The sequence below is a fragment of the Pseudomonas sp. G5(2012) genome (assembly GCF_000408945.1).
Lineage (GTDB): Bacteria > Pseudomonadota > Gammaproteobacteria > Pseudomonadales > Pseudomonadaceae > Aquipseudomonas > Aquipseudomonas umsongensis.
The window spans coordinates 235,409-250,540 of sequence record NZ_APIO01000025.1 but is presented as its reverse complement, the minus strand read 5'-3'; the positions used below and the strand labels follow the sequence as shown (position 1 = coordinate 250,540).

Genomic DNA, 15,132 nt, shown 5'->3' with positions numbered 1-15,132 from the left:
CAGCTATCTGAGCTTAGCGCAGAAATCAGTGGTGATGGCCACCTTCGCCATGGACGTGGCCATGAGCGATTTCTTCCTGGCTGGCATCACGAATGTTGATGATCTTGACCTGGAAATTCAGGCGCTGACCCGCCAATGGGTGGTTGCCGTCTACGGTGACGTCGTCGCCGTCCAGATCGCGGATGGTCACGATCTGCATTTGGCCGTCCGGAGCGGAAGCATGGAACTGCATGCCCACTTCCAGCTCGTCGACACCTTCGAACATGCTGCGGCTCAGGGTGCTGACCAGTTCGGCAGCGTACTCGCCATAGGCATCTTCCGGTTCAACGGCTACGGTCAGCTCGTCGCCGACTGCTTTGCCTTCCAGCGCCTTTTCCAGGCCCGGGATGATGTTGCCTGCGCCTTGCAGGTAGACCAGCGGCGCGCCGCCGGCGGAGCTGTCGATGACCTCACCAGCGTCGTTGGTCAGGGTATAGTCGATGGAGACAGCCTTATTGGCGGCGATCAGCATGGGGCGAGACCTTTTGCATAAGAATATAGAAAGACCCAGTTTAGCGAAGCAATCGCCCGAAAGCGAACACAACCCGGACAGACGGGGTGCGACGATCACAGGCTTCCATCAGGACGAGGACGGCCACTGGGTGGCCGAGCTTTCGTGCGGCCATACCCAACACCTGCGCCATCAGCCACCCTGGCAATCGCGGGCCTGGGTCATGGACCCTGCGCAGCGCCAGGAAAAAATAGGCCAGCCCTTTGATTGCGGTTGGTGCGCACAAGGCTCGGTTAGCGATAACCTTGGCGACTGAATTTCGGTAGTTGGCCAGTTATAGGCCGGCACCATTGCCATGCACCTTTAGAGAATCCGCATGCAAACTTTTTTTATCGCACCCACCGATTTTGGCGTGGGCCTGACCTCCATCAGCCTCGGGCTGGTGCGCACTCTCGAGCGGGCCGGCCTCAAGGTTGGCTTTTTCAAGCCGATTGCCCAGCCCCATCCAGGTGACACCGGCCCTGAACGCTCCACCGAGCTGGTGGCGCGTACCCACGGCCTGAAACCGCCGCAACCCTTGGGCCTGGCCCATGTCGAGCGCATGCTCGGCGACGGCCAGCTCGATGAGTTGCTGGAAGAAATCATCACCCTTTATCAGCAGGCCGCCATCGGCAAGGATGTGTTGATCGTCGAAGGCATGGTCCCGACCCGCAGCGCCAGCTATGCCGCGCGGGTCAACTTGCACCTGGCCAAGAGCCTCGATGCCGAGGTGATCCTGGTTTCGGCACCGGAAAACGAAGTACTGACCGAATTGTCTGGCCGAGTGGAACTGCAAGCGCAATTGTTCGGCGGCCCCAAGGATCCGAAAGTCCTCGGCGTGATCCTCAACAAGGTCAAGACCGAGGAAAGCATGGAGGCCTTCGCCGCACGCCTGAACGAACACTCGCCGCTGTTGCGCAGTGGCGACTTCCGTCTGCTCGGTTGTATTCCATATCAGCCGGAACTGAATGCGCCGCGCACGCGAGACGTAGCGGACTTGATGGGCGCACAGGTACTCAACGCCGGCGACTACGAAACCCGGCGCATGACCAAGATCATCATTTGCGCGCGGACCATGCGCAACACCGTGGAACTGCTCAAGCCCGGCGTGCTGGTGGTAACCCCGGGCGATCGTGACGACATCATCCTCGCCGTGAGCCTCGCGGCCATGAACGGCGTACCCCTGGCCGGCCTGCTGCTGACCAGCGACACCCTGCCCGACCCGCGCATCATGGACTTGTGTCGCGGCGCCCTGCAGGCGGGCTTGCCCGTGTTGTCGGTGAGCACCGGGTCCTATGACACCGCCAACCAGCTCAATGGCTTGAACAAGGAAATCCCGATCGACGACCGCGAGCGCGCAGAAATCATCACCGATTTCGTCGCCAGCCACCTGGACGCCAACTGGCTGCACCAGCGTTGCGGTACGCCTCGGGAAATGCGCCTGTCGCCAGCGGTGTTCCGTTATCAATTGATCCAGCGCGCCCAGTCCGCCAACAAGCGCATCGTCCTGCCGGAAGGCAGCGAACCGCTGACCGTACAAGCCGCCGCCATCTGCCAGGCCCGAGGCATTGCGCGATGCGTATTGCTGGCCAAGCCTGCAGATGTCGAAGCGGTGGCCCGCGCGCAAGGCATCGAACTGCCGCCGGGGTTGGAAATTCTCGACCCTGACCTGATTCGCGAACGCTACGTCGAGCCGATGGTCGCCCTGCGCAAGAGCAAAAGCCTCAACGCCCCGATGGCCGAGCAGCAACTGGAAGACACCGTGGTGATCGGCACCATGATGCTGGCGCTGGATGAAGTCGACGGCCTGGTGTCGGGCGTCATTCACTCCACCGCCAATACCATCCGCCCGGCACTGCAACTGATCAAGACCGCACCGGGCTGCACCTTGGTGTCGTCGGTGTTCTTCATGCTGTTTCCCGAAGAAGTGCTGGTCTATGGCGACTGCGTGATGAACCCGCACCCGAGCGCCGTCGAACTGGCCGAGATTGCCCTGCAAAGCGCCGACTCGGCGGCGGCATTCGGCATCACTCCGCGTGTGGCGATGATCAGTTATTCCAGCGGTGAATCAGCCAGTGGCGAGGAAGTCGAGAAAGTACGCGAGGCGACGTTGCTTGCCCATGAACAACAAAACTCGTTGCTGATCGACGGCCCGTTGCAGTATGACGCCGCCGCCAACGAAACCGTGGCCCGGCAACTGGCACCGAACAGCCAGGTGGCCGGTCGCGCCACTGTGTTCGTATTCCCCGACCTGAACACCGGCAACACCACCCACAAAGCCGTACAGCGCAGCGCCGACTGCGTCAGCCTCGGCCCGATGCTGCAGGGACTGCGCAAACCGGTGAACGATCTGCCGCGCGGCGCGCAGGTCGACGACATCGTCTACACGATTGCCCTGACCGCGATTCAGGCGGCCAACCGACCTATGGATGTGTAAATGCTGGATTTTCTACCTGCCCCGGCGCGCGGCGTGATCGCCGCGCTGCTGCTGGCGCTGAACACGATTTTGCTGTGCTCGTTCCTGTTCTGTGTGGCGCTGATCAAGGTCCTGCCGTTCGCATTCACCCAACGCATTGCACACTGGTTGATGAGCCATACCCACGAAGCCTGGATCAGCGTCAATAAAGGCTGGATGAACCTGGTCCGTCGCACGCGCTGGCACGTCAGCGGCCTGCAAGGCCTGGACTATCAACACTCGTACCTGGTCACCAGCAATCACCAGAGCTGGGTCGACATCCTGGTGCTGCAATATGTGCTCAATCGACGTATCCAGCCGCTGAAGTTCTTTCTCAAGCAGGAGTTGATCTGGGTACCGGTGATCGGCCTGGCCTGGTGGGCACTGGGCTTTCCGTTCATGAAGCGCTACTCCAAGGCCTACCTGGAAAAGCACCCGGAGAAGAAAGGCAAGGACCTGGAAACCACGCGCAAGACTTGTGCGAAGTTTCGCAACAACCCGGTGGGTATTTTCAATTTCGTTGAAGGCACGCGCTTCACCGAAGGCAAGCATGCCCAGCAGAAATCGCCGTTCAAGTACCTGCTGAAACCCAAGGCCGGTGGGATTGCGTTTGTGCTAGATGCCATGGGTGAACAACTGGAATCCATCGTCAACGTGACGATCCATTATCCAGCCGGGCGCCCGGGCTTCTGGGATTTGCTGTGCGGGAATGTTGCGGATGTGGTGGTGCACTTTGAAGAGCTGAAGATTCCCCCGCAGTTCATAGGCAAGAACTACGACCAGGACGGTGAGTATCGCCTGCAGTTCCAGGGCTGGATCAACCAGATGTGGCAGGACAAGGATGCTCTGCTTGCGCAGATGCACCGCGAGTATCCATCGAAGTAGTTCGGTGAATGTTCTGCCCTCTTCGCGAGCAGGCTCGCTCCCACAAGGTTAATGTTCACCGAAGATCAACTGTGGGAGCGAGCCTGCTCGCGAAGGGGGCCTCCCAGAAATAAAAAACCCGCCGATGATCACTCATCGGCGGTTTTTTTATTTGCGGCCAGCGCTTAGATCGCGCCGCGCTTGCGCAGCAATTCCAGCACCTGCTTCACGCCGTCTTCCAGCGACACGGACTGGGTGTCGATCACCAGATCGGCATCCAGCGGCACGTCGTACGGGAAGGACTCGCCCGGGATGTTGTCCCCGGCCGCCGCGTACAGGCCCTGCGGGTCACGTTCGGCACAGACCGTCGGCGAGGCCTGGACGTAGACCGTCAGCAGGCGTTCTTTGCCGATCAGCTCCCGAGCCTGTTCACGACCTTCGGCACTCGGAGCAACGAACGCTGCCAGGGTCAGCAGACCGGCTTCGTTGAACTGACGCGCCACGTGCGCGGCACGACGCCAGTTCTCGGTGCGCCCGGCGCGATCCTGCGGCAGACCTTTGTTCAGGTCGTGACGCAGGTTCTGGCCATCGAGCACGTACACCGCACGACCCAGGTCGAACAGTTTGCGCTCGACTGCATAAGCCAGGGTGCTTTTGCCCGCGCCCGACAAGCCACTGAACAGCACGGTGGCGGGTTGCTGGCCAAAGCGCTGCGCGCGCTCTTCGGTAGCGACATGGGCCAGCTTGCCGTGGTGGGTGCTGGTGCCATGCGCCAACGGCTGCGCGACGATCATGCCGGCACCGACGGTGCCGTTGGTCAGGCGGTCGATAATGATAAATGCACCGGTGGTGCGGTTGCTGTCGTAACCGTCGAGGGCGATCGGCGCGTCGAGCGCGATCTTGACCTTGCCGATTTCGTTCAGCTGCAGCGCACTGGCCGGGCCTTCTTCCAGGGTGTTCACGTCGACCTTGTTGACGATGCTGGCGATGGAGCCCGGCACGTAACTGGTGGCGCGCTTGATGTCGTATTTCTTGCCCGGCAGCATCGGCTCTTCAGCCATCCACACCAGCATCGCTTCGAAGCTGTCGGTGACTGGCGGCACGTTGTCGGCATGCACCAACAGGTCGCCACGGGAGATGTCAATCTCGTCTTCCATGGTCAGGGTTACCGCCTGACCTGGACCTGCGTGCTCCAGTTCACCTTCGAAGGTGACGATGGATTTCACGCGGCTACTCTTGCCCGACGGCAGCACCACGACTTCGTCGCCCTTCTTGACGATGCCGCTGGCCAGGGTGCCGGCGAAACCGCGGAAGTTCAGGTTTGGACGGTTGACGTATTGCACCGGGAAACGCAGGTCGGTGAAGTTGCGGTCGCCCGCCACTTCCACGGTCTCGAGGATTTCCATCAGCGACTGGCCGGTGTACCACGGCGAGCGCTCGGATTTGTTCACCACGTTGTCGCCTTTGAGCGCAGACATCGGCACGAAGTGCATCGTGGTGGGCTTCATCTTCAAGCCTTCGGCGAACTGCAGGTAGTCAGCCTTGATCGACTCGAACACGCCCTGGTCGAAGTCCTTGAGGTCCATCTTGTTGATGGCAACGACGATATGCTTGATGCCCAGCAACGAGGCGATGAAGCTGTGGCGACGGGTCTGGGTCTGCACGCCGTAGCGGGCGTCGACCAGGATGATCGCCAGGTCACAGGTGGAGGCACCGGTGGCCATGTTGCGGGTGTACTGCTCATGGCCGGGGGTGTCGGCAATGATGAATTTGCGTTTGGCGGTGGAGAAATAGCGGTACGCGACATCGATGGTGATGCCTTGCTCACGCTCGGCCTGCAGGCCATCGACCAGCAGTGCCAGGTCGATGTCTTCACCGGTGGTGCCGACTTTTTTCGAGTCGCGGGTAATCGCTTCAAGGTGATCTTCGTAGATCATCTTGGAGTCGTGCAGCAGGCGCCCGATCAGGGTGCTCTTGCCGTCGTCGACGTTACCGCAGGTCAAAAAGCGCAGCAGCTCTTTACGTTCGTGCTGGCCCAGGTAGGCGAGGATGTCCTCGCTGATCAAATCAGATGCGTGCGACATGACAGCCCCTTAGAAATAACCTTGACGTTTTTTGTCTTCCATCGAGCCTGCGCCATCGTGGTCGATAACACGGCCCTGGCGCTCGGAAGTTCGCGTCAGGAGCATTTCCTGAATGATGTCCGTGAGGCTTTCGGCCTCGGACTCCACCGCGCCCGTCAACGGATAGCAGCCAAGGGTACGGAACCGCACTTTCTTCTTGACGATGCGCGCTTTGTCTTCATCGCTCAGGTGTTCGAGGATGCGCTCGTCGTCGATCATGATCAGGGTGCCGTTCTTCTCGATGACTTCACGCTCGGCGGCGAAGTACAGCGGGACGATCGGGATGCCTTCCAGATAGATGTACTGCCAGATGTCCAGCTCGGTCCAGTTCGACAACGGGAATACGCGGATGGATTCGCCCTTGTTGACCTTGCCGTTGTAGACGTTCCACAGCTCGGGGCGCTGGTTTTTCGGGTCCCAGCGGTGCTTGCTGTCGCGGAACGAGTACACACGCTCTTTGGCGCGGGACTTCTCTTCGTCGCGGCGGGCACCACCGAAGGCGGCGTCGAAACCATATTTGTCCAAGGCCTGCTTCAGGCCTTCGGTCTTCATGATGTCGGTATGCTTGGCACTGCCGTGGGTGAACGGATTGATGCCTTGTGCCACGCCGTCGGGGTTCACATGGGTGATCAGGTCCAGGCCCAGCTCGGCGACCATCTTGTCGCGGAACCTGTACATCTCCTGGAATTTCCACTGGGTGTCGACGTGCATCACCGGGAACGGCAGCTTGCCGGGGAAGAACGCCTTGCGTGCCAGGTGCAGCATCACGGCGGAGTCTTTACCGATGGAGTACAGCATCACCGGGTTGTCGAACTCGGCGGCCACCTCGCGGATGATGTGGATGCTTTCCGCCTCCAGCTGTTTCAGATGCGTCAGTTTGTCGACCATGGCTACTCACGAAAACATTCTTATGAACGGCCAGCGGGCCGTGTTCGAGCGGGGAATCCTAGCACAGCGCCCCCTTCTAATGAGGACGCGAACTAGATCGAAAGAGCATATGAATATGCCCGCCTGTTTGGGCGTTCATTGGCGAACTCATCTCTGTAGGAGCTGCCGCAGGCTGCGATCTTTTGATCTTGATCTTGAAAAAGCAAAATCAAAAGATCGCAGCCTGCAGCAGCTCCTACAGGGGGGCCTCTCAGATCGGGTTCGGGCAATCGATGAAGATGTGCTCAAGGGCAAACCGTTTCGCCAGGTAATCACCCAGCGCCTGCACGCCATAACGCTCGGTGGCGTGGTGCCCGGCAGCAATGAAGCTGATGTCGTTTTCACGGGCACTGTGGAAGGTTTGCTCCGAGGCTTCGCCGCTGAGGTACAGATCGACGCCCGCCAGTATCGCCTGGTCGATGTAGCCCTGACCGCCACCGGTGCACCAGCCAACGCGGCGGATCATTGCGCTGCCTTCAATCAGCAATGGCTCGCGGCCCATGACTTCTTGCACACGGCGGGCGAAATCCCGGGGGGTGGCGGGCTCGTTCAACGAACCGACCAGGCCGACGATTTTCAGGTTGTCAGGGTCCAGCGGACCTTCGACGGTGATGTCCAGTTGCCGTGCCAACTGCACGTTGTTGCCAACATCAGGGTGCAGGTCCAGCGGCAGGTGATAGGACAGCAGGCTGATGTCGTGCTTGAGCAGGGTCTTGAGGCGGCGCTGCTTCATGCCGGTGATGCAGGGGTTCTCGCCTTTCCAGAAGTAGCCGTGATGCACCAGCACCAGATCCGCGTTGGCCTCCACCGCAGCATCGAGCAAGGCCTGGCTGGCGGTGACGCCGCTGACGATGCGCATCACCTGCGGCCGGCCCTCGACCTGCAGGCCGTTGGGGCAGTAATCGGCAATTTTCGAACTAGCGAGGTAACGGTCGGCTTCTTCGACCAGGGTGCTCAGGGCGACGGCCATAAAAGACTCCTAAATATCCCGTTCAGAGGCACGCGCGGCCTCGTATAATGCGCGTCATTATGAGCGGTCTCATACCGCCTGCAACTCTCTCAGGACGTACTTAATGCTCAAGGCGCTGCGTTTTTCCGGCTGGCCGCTGTTGGCCGGCGTGCTTGTCGCTCTGTTAATCATCCAGCGTTACCCGCAGTGGGTTGGGCTTCCAAGCCTCGACGTCAACCTGCAACAGGCCCCCCAAACCACCAATATGCAGCAAGGCCCGGTGTCCTATTCCGACGCGGTAACCACCGCCGCGCCGTCGGTGGTGAACCTGTACACCACCAAAGTCATCAACAAACCCAATCATCCGCTGTTCGAGGACCCGCAGTTTCGTCGATTCTTCGGCGACAACTCGCCCAAGCAGAAACGCATGGAGTCGAGCCTGGGCTCCGGCGTGATCATGAGCCCGGAAGGCTACATCCTGACCAACAACCACGTGACCAGCGGTGCCGACCAGATCGTGGTGGCGCTCAAGGACGGCCGTGAAACCCTGGCTCGGGTGATTGGTAGCGACCCGGAAACTGACCTCGCGGTCCTCAAGATCGACCTGAAGAAACTGCCTTCGATCACTGTCGGCCGCTCGGACAACATCCGCATCGGCGACGTGGCCCTCGCCATCGGCAACCCGTTCGGCGTCGGCCAGACCGTAACCATGGGCATCATCAGTGCCACCGGGCGTAATCAGCTGGGCCTGAACAACTACGAAGACTTCATCCAGACCGACGCCGCGATCAACCCCGGCAACTCCGGCGGTGCGCTGGTGGACGCCAACGGCAACCTGACCGGCATTAACACGGCGATCTTCTCCAAGTCAGGAGGTTCACAAGGCATTGGCTTCGCGATTCCGGTGAAGCTGGCCATGGAAGTGATGAAATCGATCATCGAACACGGCCAGGTGATTCGCGGCTGGCTCGGTATTGAAGTGCAGCCATTGTCCCAGGAACTGGCGGAATCGTTTGGCCTGTCGGGGCGTCCGGGCATCGTCGTCGCCGGGATTTTCCGCGACGGTCCGGCGCAGAAAGCCGGCCTGCAACTGGGCGATGTGATTCTCAGCATCGACGGCGAACCGGCTGGCGATGGCCGACGCTCGATGAACCAGGTCGCGCGGATCAAGCCAACCGATAAGGTCACGATCGAGGTGATGCGCAACGGCAAGGAACTCAAGCTCACGGCGGAAATCGGCTTGCGCCCGCCACCGGCACCGGTCAAAGAGAAAGAAGAAAACTAAGCGATCAACACAAAACCCCTGTAGGAGCGAACATGCTCGCGATGGTCGTCAACGATAACGCTGGAAGCCTGACACCCCACTGCGTTCTCTAGTCCATCGCGAGCATGCTCGCTCCTACAGGGTTGGGTGTGGTTCAGAGGTCGCCGAGGCCGTCGATCAGGGCCTGGTTTTGCTCAGGCGTGCCGATCGAAATCCGCAGGAACTGGGCAATTCGCTCCTGCTTGAAGTGCCGGACGATCACACCTTGCTCGCGCAGTTTAGCTGCCAGGCCTGCCGCATCGTGCTTGGGGTGACGGGCAAAAATGAAGTTCGCGGCCGACGGCAGCACTTCAAAGCCCTTAGCCTGCAACTGCGCGACCACCTTGTCGCGGCTCTCGATGACCAATCGGCACGTCTTGTCGAAGTACTCACGATCTTCGAACGCCGCCGCCGCGCCGACGTTCGCCATGCGATCGATCGGATAGGAGTTAAAGCTGTTCTTGATCCGCTCCAGCGCCTCGATCAGGTCCGGATGCCCCACCGCCAAGCCAACCCGCAGGCCCGCCAGGGAGCGGGATTTTGACAGGGTCTGGGTCACTAGCAGGTTCGGATAACGGTCTACCAACGTGATTGCCGTCTCGCCACCGAAGTCGATGTAAGCCTCATCCACCACGACCACCGAGTCCGGGCTGCCCTTGAGGATTTGCTCGACCGCCTCCAGCGCCAACAGGCAACCGGTCGGTGCGTTCGGGTTGGGGAAAATGATCCCGCCGTTCGGTTTTGCGTAGTCCGCAGGATTGATCTGGAACTGCTCGTCCAGCGGCACTGCATCGAACTTGATGCCGTACAGCCCGCAATAGACCGGATAGAAGCTGTAGCTGATGTCCGGGAACAGCAGCGGCTGATCGTGCTGCAGCAACCCGTGGAAGATGTGCGCCAGCACTTCGTCGGAGCCGTTGCCGAGAAATACCTGGTTACTCTGCACGCCGTAGTACTTGGCCACGGCATTTTTCAGCAGATCGCTGTTCGGGTCCGGGTACAGGCGCAGATTGTCGTTCAGTTCGGCCTGCATCGCAGCCAAGGCCTTGGGCGATGGACCGTACGGGTTTTCGTTGGTGTTGAGCTTCACCAGTTTCGCCAGCTTTGGCTGCTCGCCCGGTACGTAAGGCACCAGGTTCTTGACGAACGGGCTCCAGAATTTACTCATCTCAGTTCCCCTGCTTGTCGTCGATGATGCGGTATTCGGCACTGCGGGCGTGGGCAGTCAGCGACTCGCCACGGGCCAGCACGGAAGCGGTTTTACCCAGGTCGGACGCGCCCTGTTCCGAGCAAAAAATGATCGACGAACGTTTCTGGAAGTCGTATACGCCCAGCGGCGACGAGAACCGCGCCGTGCCGGAAGTCGGCAATACGTGGTTCGGGCCTGCGCAGTAGTCGCCCAGTGCTTCGCTGGTGTGGCGACCCATGAAGATGGCGCCGGCATGACGGATCTGTGGAAGCCAGGCTTGCGGATCGGCAACCGACAACTCCAGGTGCTCCGGCGCGATGCGGTTGGCCACTTCGATGGCTTGCTCCATGTCACGCACCTGGATCAGCGCACCACGGCCGTTGATCGAGGTTTCGATGATCTCGGCGCGCTCCATGGTCGGCATCAGTTTGGCAATGCTCGCGGCGACCTGATCGAGAAAGGCCGCATCCGGGCTGACCAGGATCGCCTGGGCGTCTTCGTCATGCTCGGCCTGGGAGAACAGATCCATGGCGATCCAGTCAGGATCAGTCAGGCCGTCACACACCACGAGGATCTCGGACGGGCCGGCAATCATGTCGATACCGACCTGGCCAAACACGTGACGCTTGGCGGTGGCGACATAGATGTTGCCCGGGCCAACCACTTTGTCGACTTGCGGCACGCTTTCGGTGCCATAAGCCAGCGCGGCAACAGCTTGTGCGCCACCGATGGTGAACACACGGTCAACGCCCGCGATGCAGGCAGCAGCCAGCACCAGCTCGTTGATTTCACCGCGCGGGGTCGGCACCACCATGACCACTTCGGTCACACCGGCAACCTTGGCCGGAATCGCGTTCATCAACACGGAAGAAGGGTACGACGCCTTGCCGCCCGGCACGTACAGACCGGCGCGATCGAGCGGCGTGACCTTCTGGCCCAGCACGGTGCCGTCAGCTTCGGTGTAGCTCCAGGAGTCCTGTTTCTGCTTCTCGTGGTAGCTGCGTACGCGGGCCGCGGCTTTTTCCAGGGCCTCGCGCTGTGGCACGGTAATGCGGGTCAACGCCAGTTCCAGGCGCTCGCGCGGCAGGATCAGGTCGGCCATGGAGGCGACGTCCAACCCGTCGAACTGTCGGGTGAACTCCACCAACGCGGCATCGCCACGCTCGCGCACGGCCTTGATGATGTCCAGCACCCGCTGATTGACCGAGTCGTCAGACACACTTTCCCAGCTCAGCAGATGATCCAGATGATGTGCGAAATCCGGGTCAGCAGCGTTGAGTCGGCGAATTGCAGTCGGTGCGGTCATAGCGAGAGCCTCATAGGATTGGCAAAAAACTCAGGCGCCCGAAGCTAACATTCGATCCGCTTGGGCACCTGAGAATTCTGGCTATGAGGCGGATAGACGGCGCAACTCAAAGTCGCGCGGGTGAATCAGCCGCGGTGTCGAGACTCCACTGCCTTGCGCAGGGTGTCGATCAACGCCTGGATACGGGCGTGCTGCATTTTCATCGAAGCTTTGTTGACGATCAGCCGGGAGCTGATGGCCGCGATGAAATCCTGTGGCTCCAGGCCGTTGGCCCGCAGCGTGTTACCGGTGTCGACCACGTCGATGATCTTGTCGGCCAAGCCGATCAGCGGCGCCAGCTCCATCGAGCCGTAGAGCTTGATGATGTCGACCTGACGGCCCTGCTCGGCATAGTAGCGCTTGGCAACGTTGACGAACTTGGTGGCGATACGCAGGCGACCCTTGGGCTCGACCGCGCCGACCTTGCCGGCGGTCATCAACTTGCACTGGGCAATCTGCAAGTCCAATGGCTCGTACAGGCCTTGACCGCCGTATTCCATCAGCACGTCTTTACCAGCAACACCGAGGTCGGCGGCACCATGCTCGACATAAGTCGGCACGTCGGTGGCACGCACGATCAACAGGCGTACATCTTCCTGGGTCGTGGGAATGATCAGCTTGCGACTCTTGTCCGGATTCTCGGTCGGCACGATGCCCGCTTCAGCCAGAAGCGGCAGGGTGTCGTCAAGGATGCGGCCCTTGGACAGTGCGATGGTCAACATGGGAAACGTCAGTCCTTATCAAGGTACTCATGTCCGGTCGCAAATGGCGCCGGACACACGTCGAGCCGGAAACCGGCTCGACTTACAACAATTCAACGGGCACGTCCCTGCGCCCATGCAGCAGAAACTAGCCCGGAACGCGGCGGATCTTGGCGCCCAGCATCTGCAGTTTCTCTTCGATGCACTCGTAACCACGGTCTATGTGGTAGATGCGGTCGATCAGGGTATCGCCGTCGGCAATCAGCGCCGAAATCACCAGGCTGGCCGAAGCCCGCAGGTCGGTGGCCATCACTGGCGCGCCCTTGAGCTTCTCGGTGCCGGTAACGATGGCGGTGTTGCCCTCGACCTGGATCTTGGCGCCCATGCGGTGCAGTTCGTACACGTGCATGAAGCGGTTTTCGAAGATCGTCTCGATCACAGCGCCCGTGCCTTCGGCAATGGCGTTGAGGGAGATGAACTGCGCCTGCATGTCGGTCGGGAACGCCGGGTACGGAGCGGTTCGCACGTTCACGGCTTTAGGCCGCTTGCCGTGCATGTTCAGCTCGATCCAGTCTTCACCGGTGGTGATTTCGGCGCCCGCTTCGCGGAGTTTCTCCAGCACGGCTTCGAGAATGGTCGGATCGGTGTCCTTGACCTTCACACGCCCGCCGGTCACGGCTGCGGCCACCAGGTAGGTGCCGGTTTCGATACGGTCCGGCATCACCTTGTAGGTGGTGGTGTGCAGACGCTCAACGCCATCGATGGTGATGGTGTCGGTACCAGCGCCGGAAACCTTGGCACCCATCGCGTTCAGGAAGTTCGCCAGGTCGACGACTTCAGGCTCGCGCGCGGCGTTCGCCAGGACACTGCGTCCCTTGGCCAGGGCTGCAGCCATCATGATGTTTTCGGTACCGGTCACACTGACGGTGTCGAAGAAGAAATGCGCACCGCGCAGGCCGCCTTCTGGCGCCTTGGCCTTGATGTAGCCGCCTTCGACGTCGATGATCGCGCCCATGGCCTCCAGGCCACGGATGTGCAGGTCCACCGGTCGCGAACCGATGGCGCAACCGCCAGGCAACGCGACTTCGGCTTCACCGAAACGGGCAACCATCGGGCCCAGCACCAGGATCGACGCACGCATGGTCTTAACCAGTTCGTACGGAGCGATCAGGGTCTTGATGGTCCGCGGATCGATTTCGACGGCCAGTTTCTCGTCGATCACCGGCTCGATCCCCATGCGACCGAACAATTCGATCATGGTGGTGATGTCGTGCAGGTGTGGCAGGTTGGCAACGGTCACCGGACCATCGCACAGCAGGGTAGCCGCCAGGATCGGCAGGGCAGAGTTCTTTGCCCCGGAGATGCGGATCTCGCCGTCAAGACGAGCACCGCCAGTAATAATCAATTTATCCATAAGAATCTCTACGCCCGTGGGCTCAGGTGCGCTCGGCCCAGGCCGCGCTGCTGAAAAATTTCATAGTGACCGCATGGATGCTGCCATCGGTGATCCATGGGTTCAAATGGGCATAGACCTGCTGCTGACGCTTCACCGGGCTCAACGCCGCCAGTTCATCGCTAATCACGTTCAGCTGGAAATTGCAGCCTTCGCCCTCGACTTCTACCTTCGTTCCGGGCAGCTTTCCTTCAAGAAAGCTCTTCACTTCGTTGGCCTGCATGCTCAACCTCAATCGGCGCCCTGTGCGCGCGGGTCGGACATCATACAAAAAAGCCCCGCGCCTGCGAACCCCGGGAAGCAGGACTCTGACGGGGGGCTTCTTTATAGATGCGGGTTAGGGATGCGCCAACAGCTCGGTCAGTTCACTGACCTGAGCGATTTCGCGCATGTCTTCTGGCATCCCGCGGATGCTCAGCGCCTTGCCGGCCGCCTGGGCATCTCGCATGAAACACAACAGCAACGACAGACCGACGCTGCTGGATTTCTCCACCGCCGAACAATCGACTACCACGGCCGCAGCCTTGCTGGCCTTGATCAGCGCCCGCCCCTGCTCGCGCAATTGAGGGCCGGTGCGATAATCCAGCACACCGCTGAGCCGCAGCTCGCCGGCGTCGTCCATCTGGACCGCCGCCTCACTCATTGGGTCTGTTTCTCGGTGGATTGCTCAGCGGTTTCCTTGGCCTTGGCGACTTCCCCGGCCCAACCATTGATGGTTTTGTCCAGGTCGTTGCCATTGCGCTGCATCGCATCAGCGAACTGATCACGGAACAGCTTGCCAATGTTGATACCGTTGATGATGACGTTGCGCAGCTTCCACTCGCCGCCGATCTTTTCCAGTGTGTAGGACACAGGATAGATCGCGCCGTTGCTGCCCTTGACTGTCATGCCGACGCTCGTACGGTTGCCCGACTCGTCCTTGGCAGGATCAACGGTGATGCCTTGGTTGTTGTACTCAAGCAAGGCATTGCCATAGAACTGGAACAGACCCTTCTTGAAGTTTTCTTCAAAGGTCTTCATTTGCGCAGGGGTCGCCTTGCGCGAGTACTTGACCGTCATGATGCTCTTGGAAATACCTTCGGCATCCACTACAGGCCCGACAATGCTGTTGAGCGCCGCGTAGAAGTCCTGCGGATCCTGCTTGTACTTCTCTTTGTTGGCGGCCAGGTCGGCCAGCAGCCGGTTGGTGGTGTCCTGGACCAGCTCGTGCGCGCTAGGCGCCGCCACGGCATGGGCCATCATCGGCAAGGCCGCGAGCAAAACCAACAGGCCACGTCGCAAGGTAGAGATCATT

At 60.5% G+C, this 15,132-nt stretch carries 15 protein-coding genes; 4 read left to right on the top strand and 11 right to left on the bottom strand.

Translation table 11 applies throughout. The features are described 5' to 3' along the window. Positions 1-25 precede the first annotated feature (25 nt). Complete coding sequence (locus PG5_RS08340) at positions 26-511, bottom strand: peptidylprolyl isomerase (protein ID WP_008054392.1); 486 nt, start codon at positions 509-511, stop codon at positions 26-28. On the opposite strand from PG5_RS08340, the gene PG5_RS08335 reads away from it, so the two are divergent. Genes PG5_RS08335 through PG5_RS08325 form a run of 3 tightly spaced genes read left to right on the top strand, consistent with a single transcriptional unit; the run spans position 480 to position 3,869 of the window. After that, the gene (locus PG5_RS08335; RefSeq protein WP_042955296.1) at positions 480-806 is read left to right on the top strand and encodes a DUF3565 domain-containing protein; all 327 of its coding nucleotides are present in this window, start codon (positions 480-482) and stop codon (positions 804-806) included. The genes PG5_RS08340 and PG5_RS08335 overlap by 32 nt on opposite strands. A 60-nt stretch (positions 807-866) precedes the next feature. Beyond that, positions 867-2,966 carry a phosphate acetyltransferase gene (gene pta, locus PG5_RS08330; protein ID WP_020796661.1) on the top strand — a complete coding sequence of 700 codons (2,100 nt, stop codon included), beginning with the start codon at positions 867-869 and terminating at the stop codon, positions 2,964-2,966. Next, the gene (locus PG5_RS08325; RefSeq protein WP_020796660.1) at positions 2,967-3,869 is read left to right on the top strand and encodes an acyltransferase; all 903 of its coding nucleotides are present in this window, start codon (positions 2,967-2,969) and stop codon (positions 3,867-3,869) included. Between the two features lie 164 nt (positions 3,870-4,033). Here the strand turns inward: PG5_RS08325 and cysN are convergent, their stop codons facing one another. The 3 genes from cysN to PG5_RS08310 form a co-directional block, all read right to left on the bottom strand. After that, the gene (gene cysN / locus PG5_RS08320) at positions 4,034-5,932 is read right to left on the bottom strand and encodes a sulfate adenylyltransferase subunit CysN (RefSeq protein ID WP_020796658.1); all 1,899 of its coding nucleotides are present in this window, start codon (positions 5,930-5,932) and stop codon (positions 4,034-4,036) included. 9 nt (positions 5,933-5,941) lie between these two features. Next, positions 5,942-6,859, bottom strand: coding sequence for a sulfate adenylyltransferase subunit CysD (gene cysD / locus PG5_RS08315; RefSeq protein WP_020796656.1), 918 nt, complete (start codon positions 6,857-6,859; stop codon positions 5,942-5,944). A 250-nt stretch (positions 6,860-7,109) separates the two neighbouring features. Further along, positions 7,110-7,868 carry a Nif3-like dinuclear metal center hexameric protein gene (locus PG5_RS08310; RefSeq protein ID WP_020796655.1) on the bottom strand — a complete coding sequence of 253 codons (759 nt, stop codon included), beginning with the start codon at positions 7,866-7,868 and terminating at the stop codon, positions 7,110-7,112. Positions 7,869-7,971: 103 nt separating this feature from the next. Between PG5_RS08310 and algW the strand changes: the two genes are divergently transcribed. Then, on the top strand, positions 7,972-9,132 hold the full coding sequence (algW, locus tag PG5_RS08305; RefSeq protein WP_020796654.1) for a Do family serine endopeptidase AlgW: 1,161 nt from the start codon (positions 7,972-7,974) through the stop codon (positions 9,130-9,132). A 133-nt stretch (positions 9,133-9,265) separates the two neighbouring features. Here the strand turns inward: algW and hisC are convergent, their stop codons facing one another. From hisC to PG5_RS08270, 7 genes are all read right to left on the bottom strand, one after another. After that, positions 9,266-10,318 carry a histidinol-phosphate transaminase gene (gene hisC / locus PG5_RS08300; RefSeq protein WP_020796653.1) on the bottom strand — a complete coding sequence of 351 codons (1,053 nt, stop codon included), beginning with the start codon at positions 10,316-10,318 and terminating at the stop codon, positions 9,266-9,268. Between the two features lies 1 nt (position 10,319). Continuing rightward, complete coding sequence (gene hisD / locus PG5_RS08295) at positions 10,320-11,645, bottom strand: histidinol dehydrogenase (RefSeq protein WP_020796652.1); 1,326 nt, start codon at positions 11,643-11,645, stop codon at positions 10,320-10,322. Positions 11,646-11,770: 125 nt separating this feature from the next. Beyond that, positions 11,771-12,406, bottom strand: coding sequence for an ATP phosphoribosyltransferase (hisG, locus tag PG5_RS08290; RefSeq protein WP_008018703.1), 636 nt, complete (start codon positions 12,404-12,406; stop codon positions 11,771-11,773). A 127-nt stretch (positions 12,407-12,533) separates the two neighbouring features. Then, positions 12,534-13,799, bottom strand: coding sequence for a UDP-N-acetylglucosamine 1-carboxyvinyltransferase (gene murA / locus PG5_RS08285; protein ID WP_020796651.1), 1,266 nt, complete (start codon positions 13,797-13,799; stop codon positions 12,534-12,536). Positions 13,800-13,821: 22 nt separating this feature from the next. Beyond that, the gene (locus PG5_RS08280) at positions 13,822-14,061 is read right to left on the bottom strand and encodes a BolA family protein (protein WP_020796650.1); all 240 of its coding nucleotides are present in this window, start codon (positions 14,059-14,061) and stop codon (positions 13,822-13,824) included. A gap of 114 nt (positions 14,062-14,175) precedes the next feature. Then, positions 14,176-14,481 (bottom strand): lipid asymmetry maintenance protein MlaB, encoded by a 306-nt coding sequence (locus PG5_RS08275; RefSeq protein ID WP_042955295.1) that lies wholly within the window; start codon positions 14,479-14,481, stop codon positions 14,176-14,178. Next, a complete protein-coding gene (locus tag PG5_RS08270; RefSeq protein ID WP_020796648.1) occupies positions 14,478-15,131 on the bottom strand; it encodes a phospholipid-binding protein MlaC in 654 nt (217 codons plus the stop codon). Before PG5_RS08270 ends, PG5_RS08275 begins: the two co-directional genes overlap by 4 nt. Position 15,132: the final 1 nt, after the last annotated feature.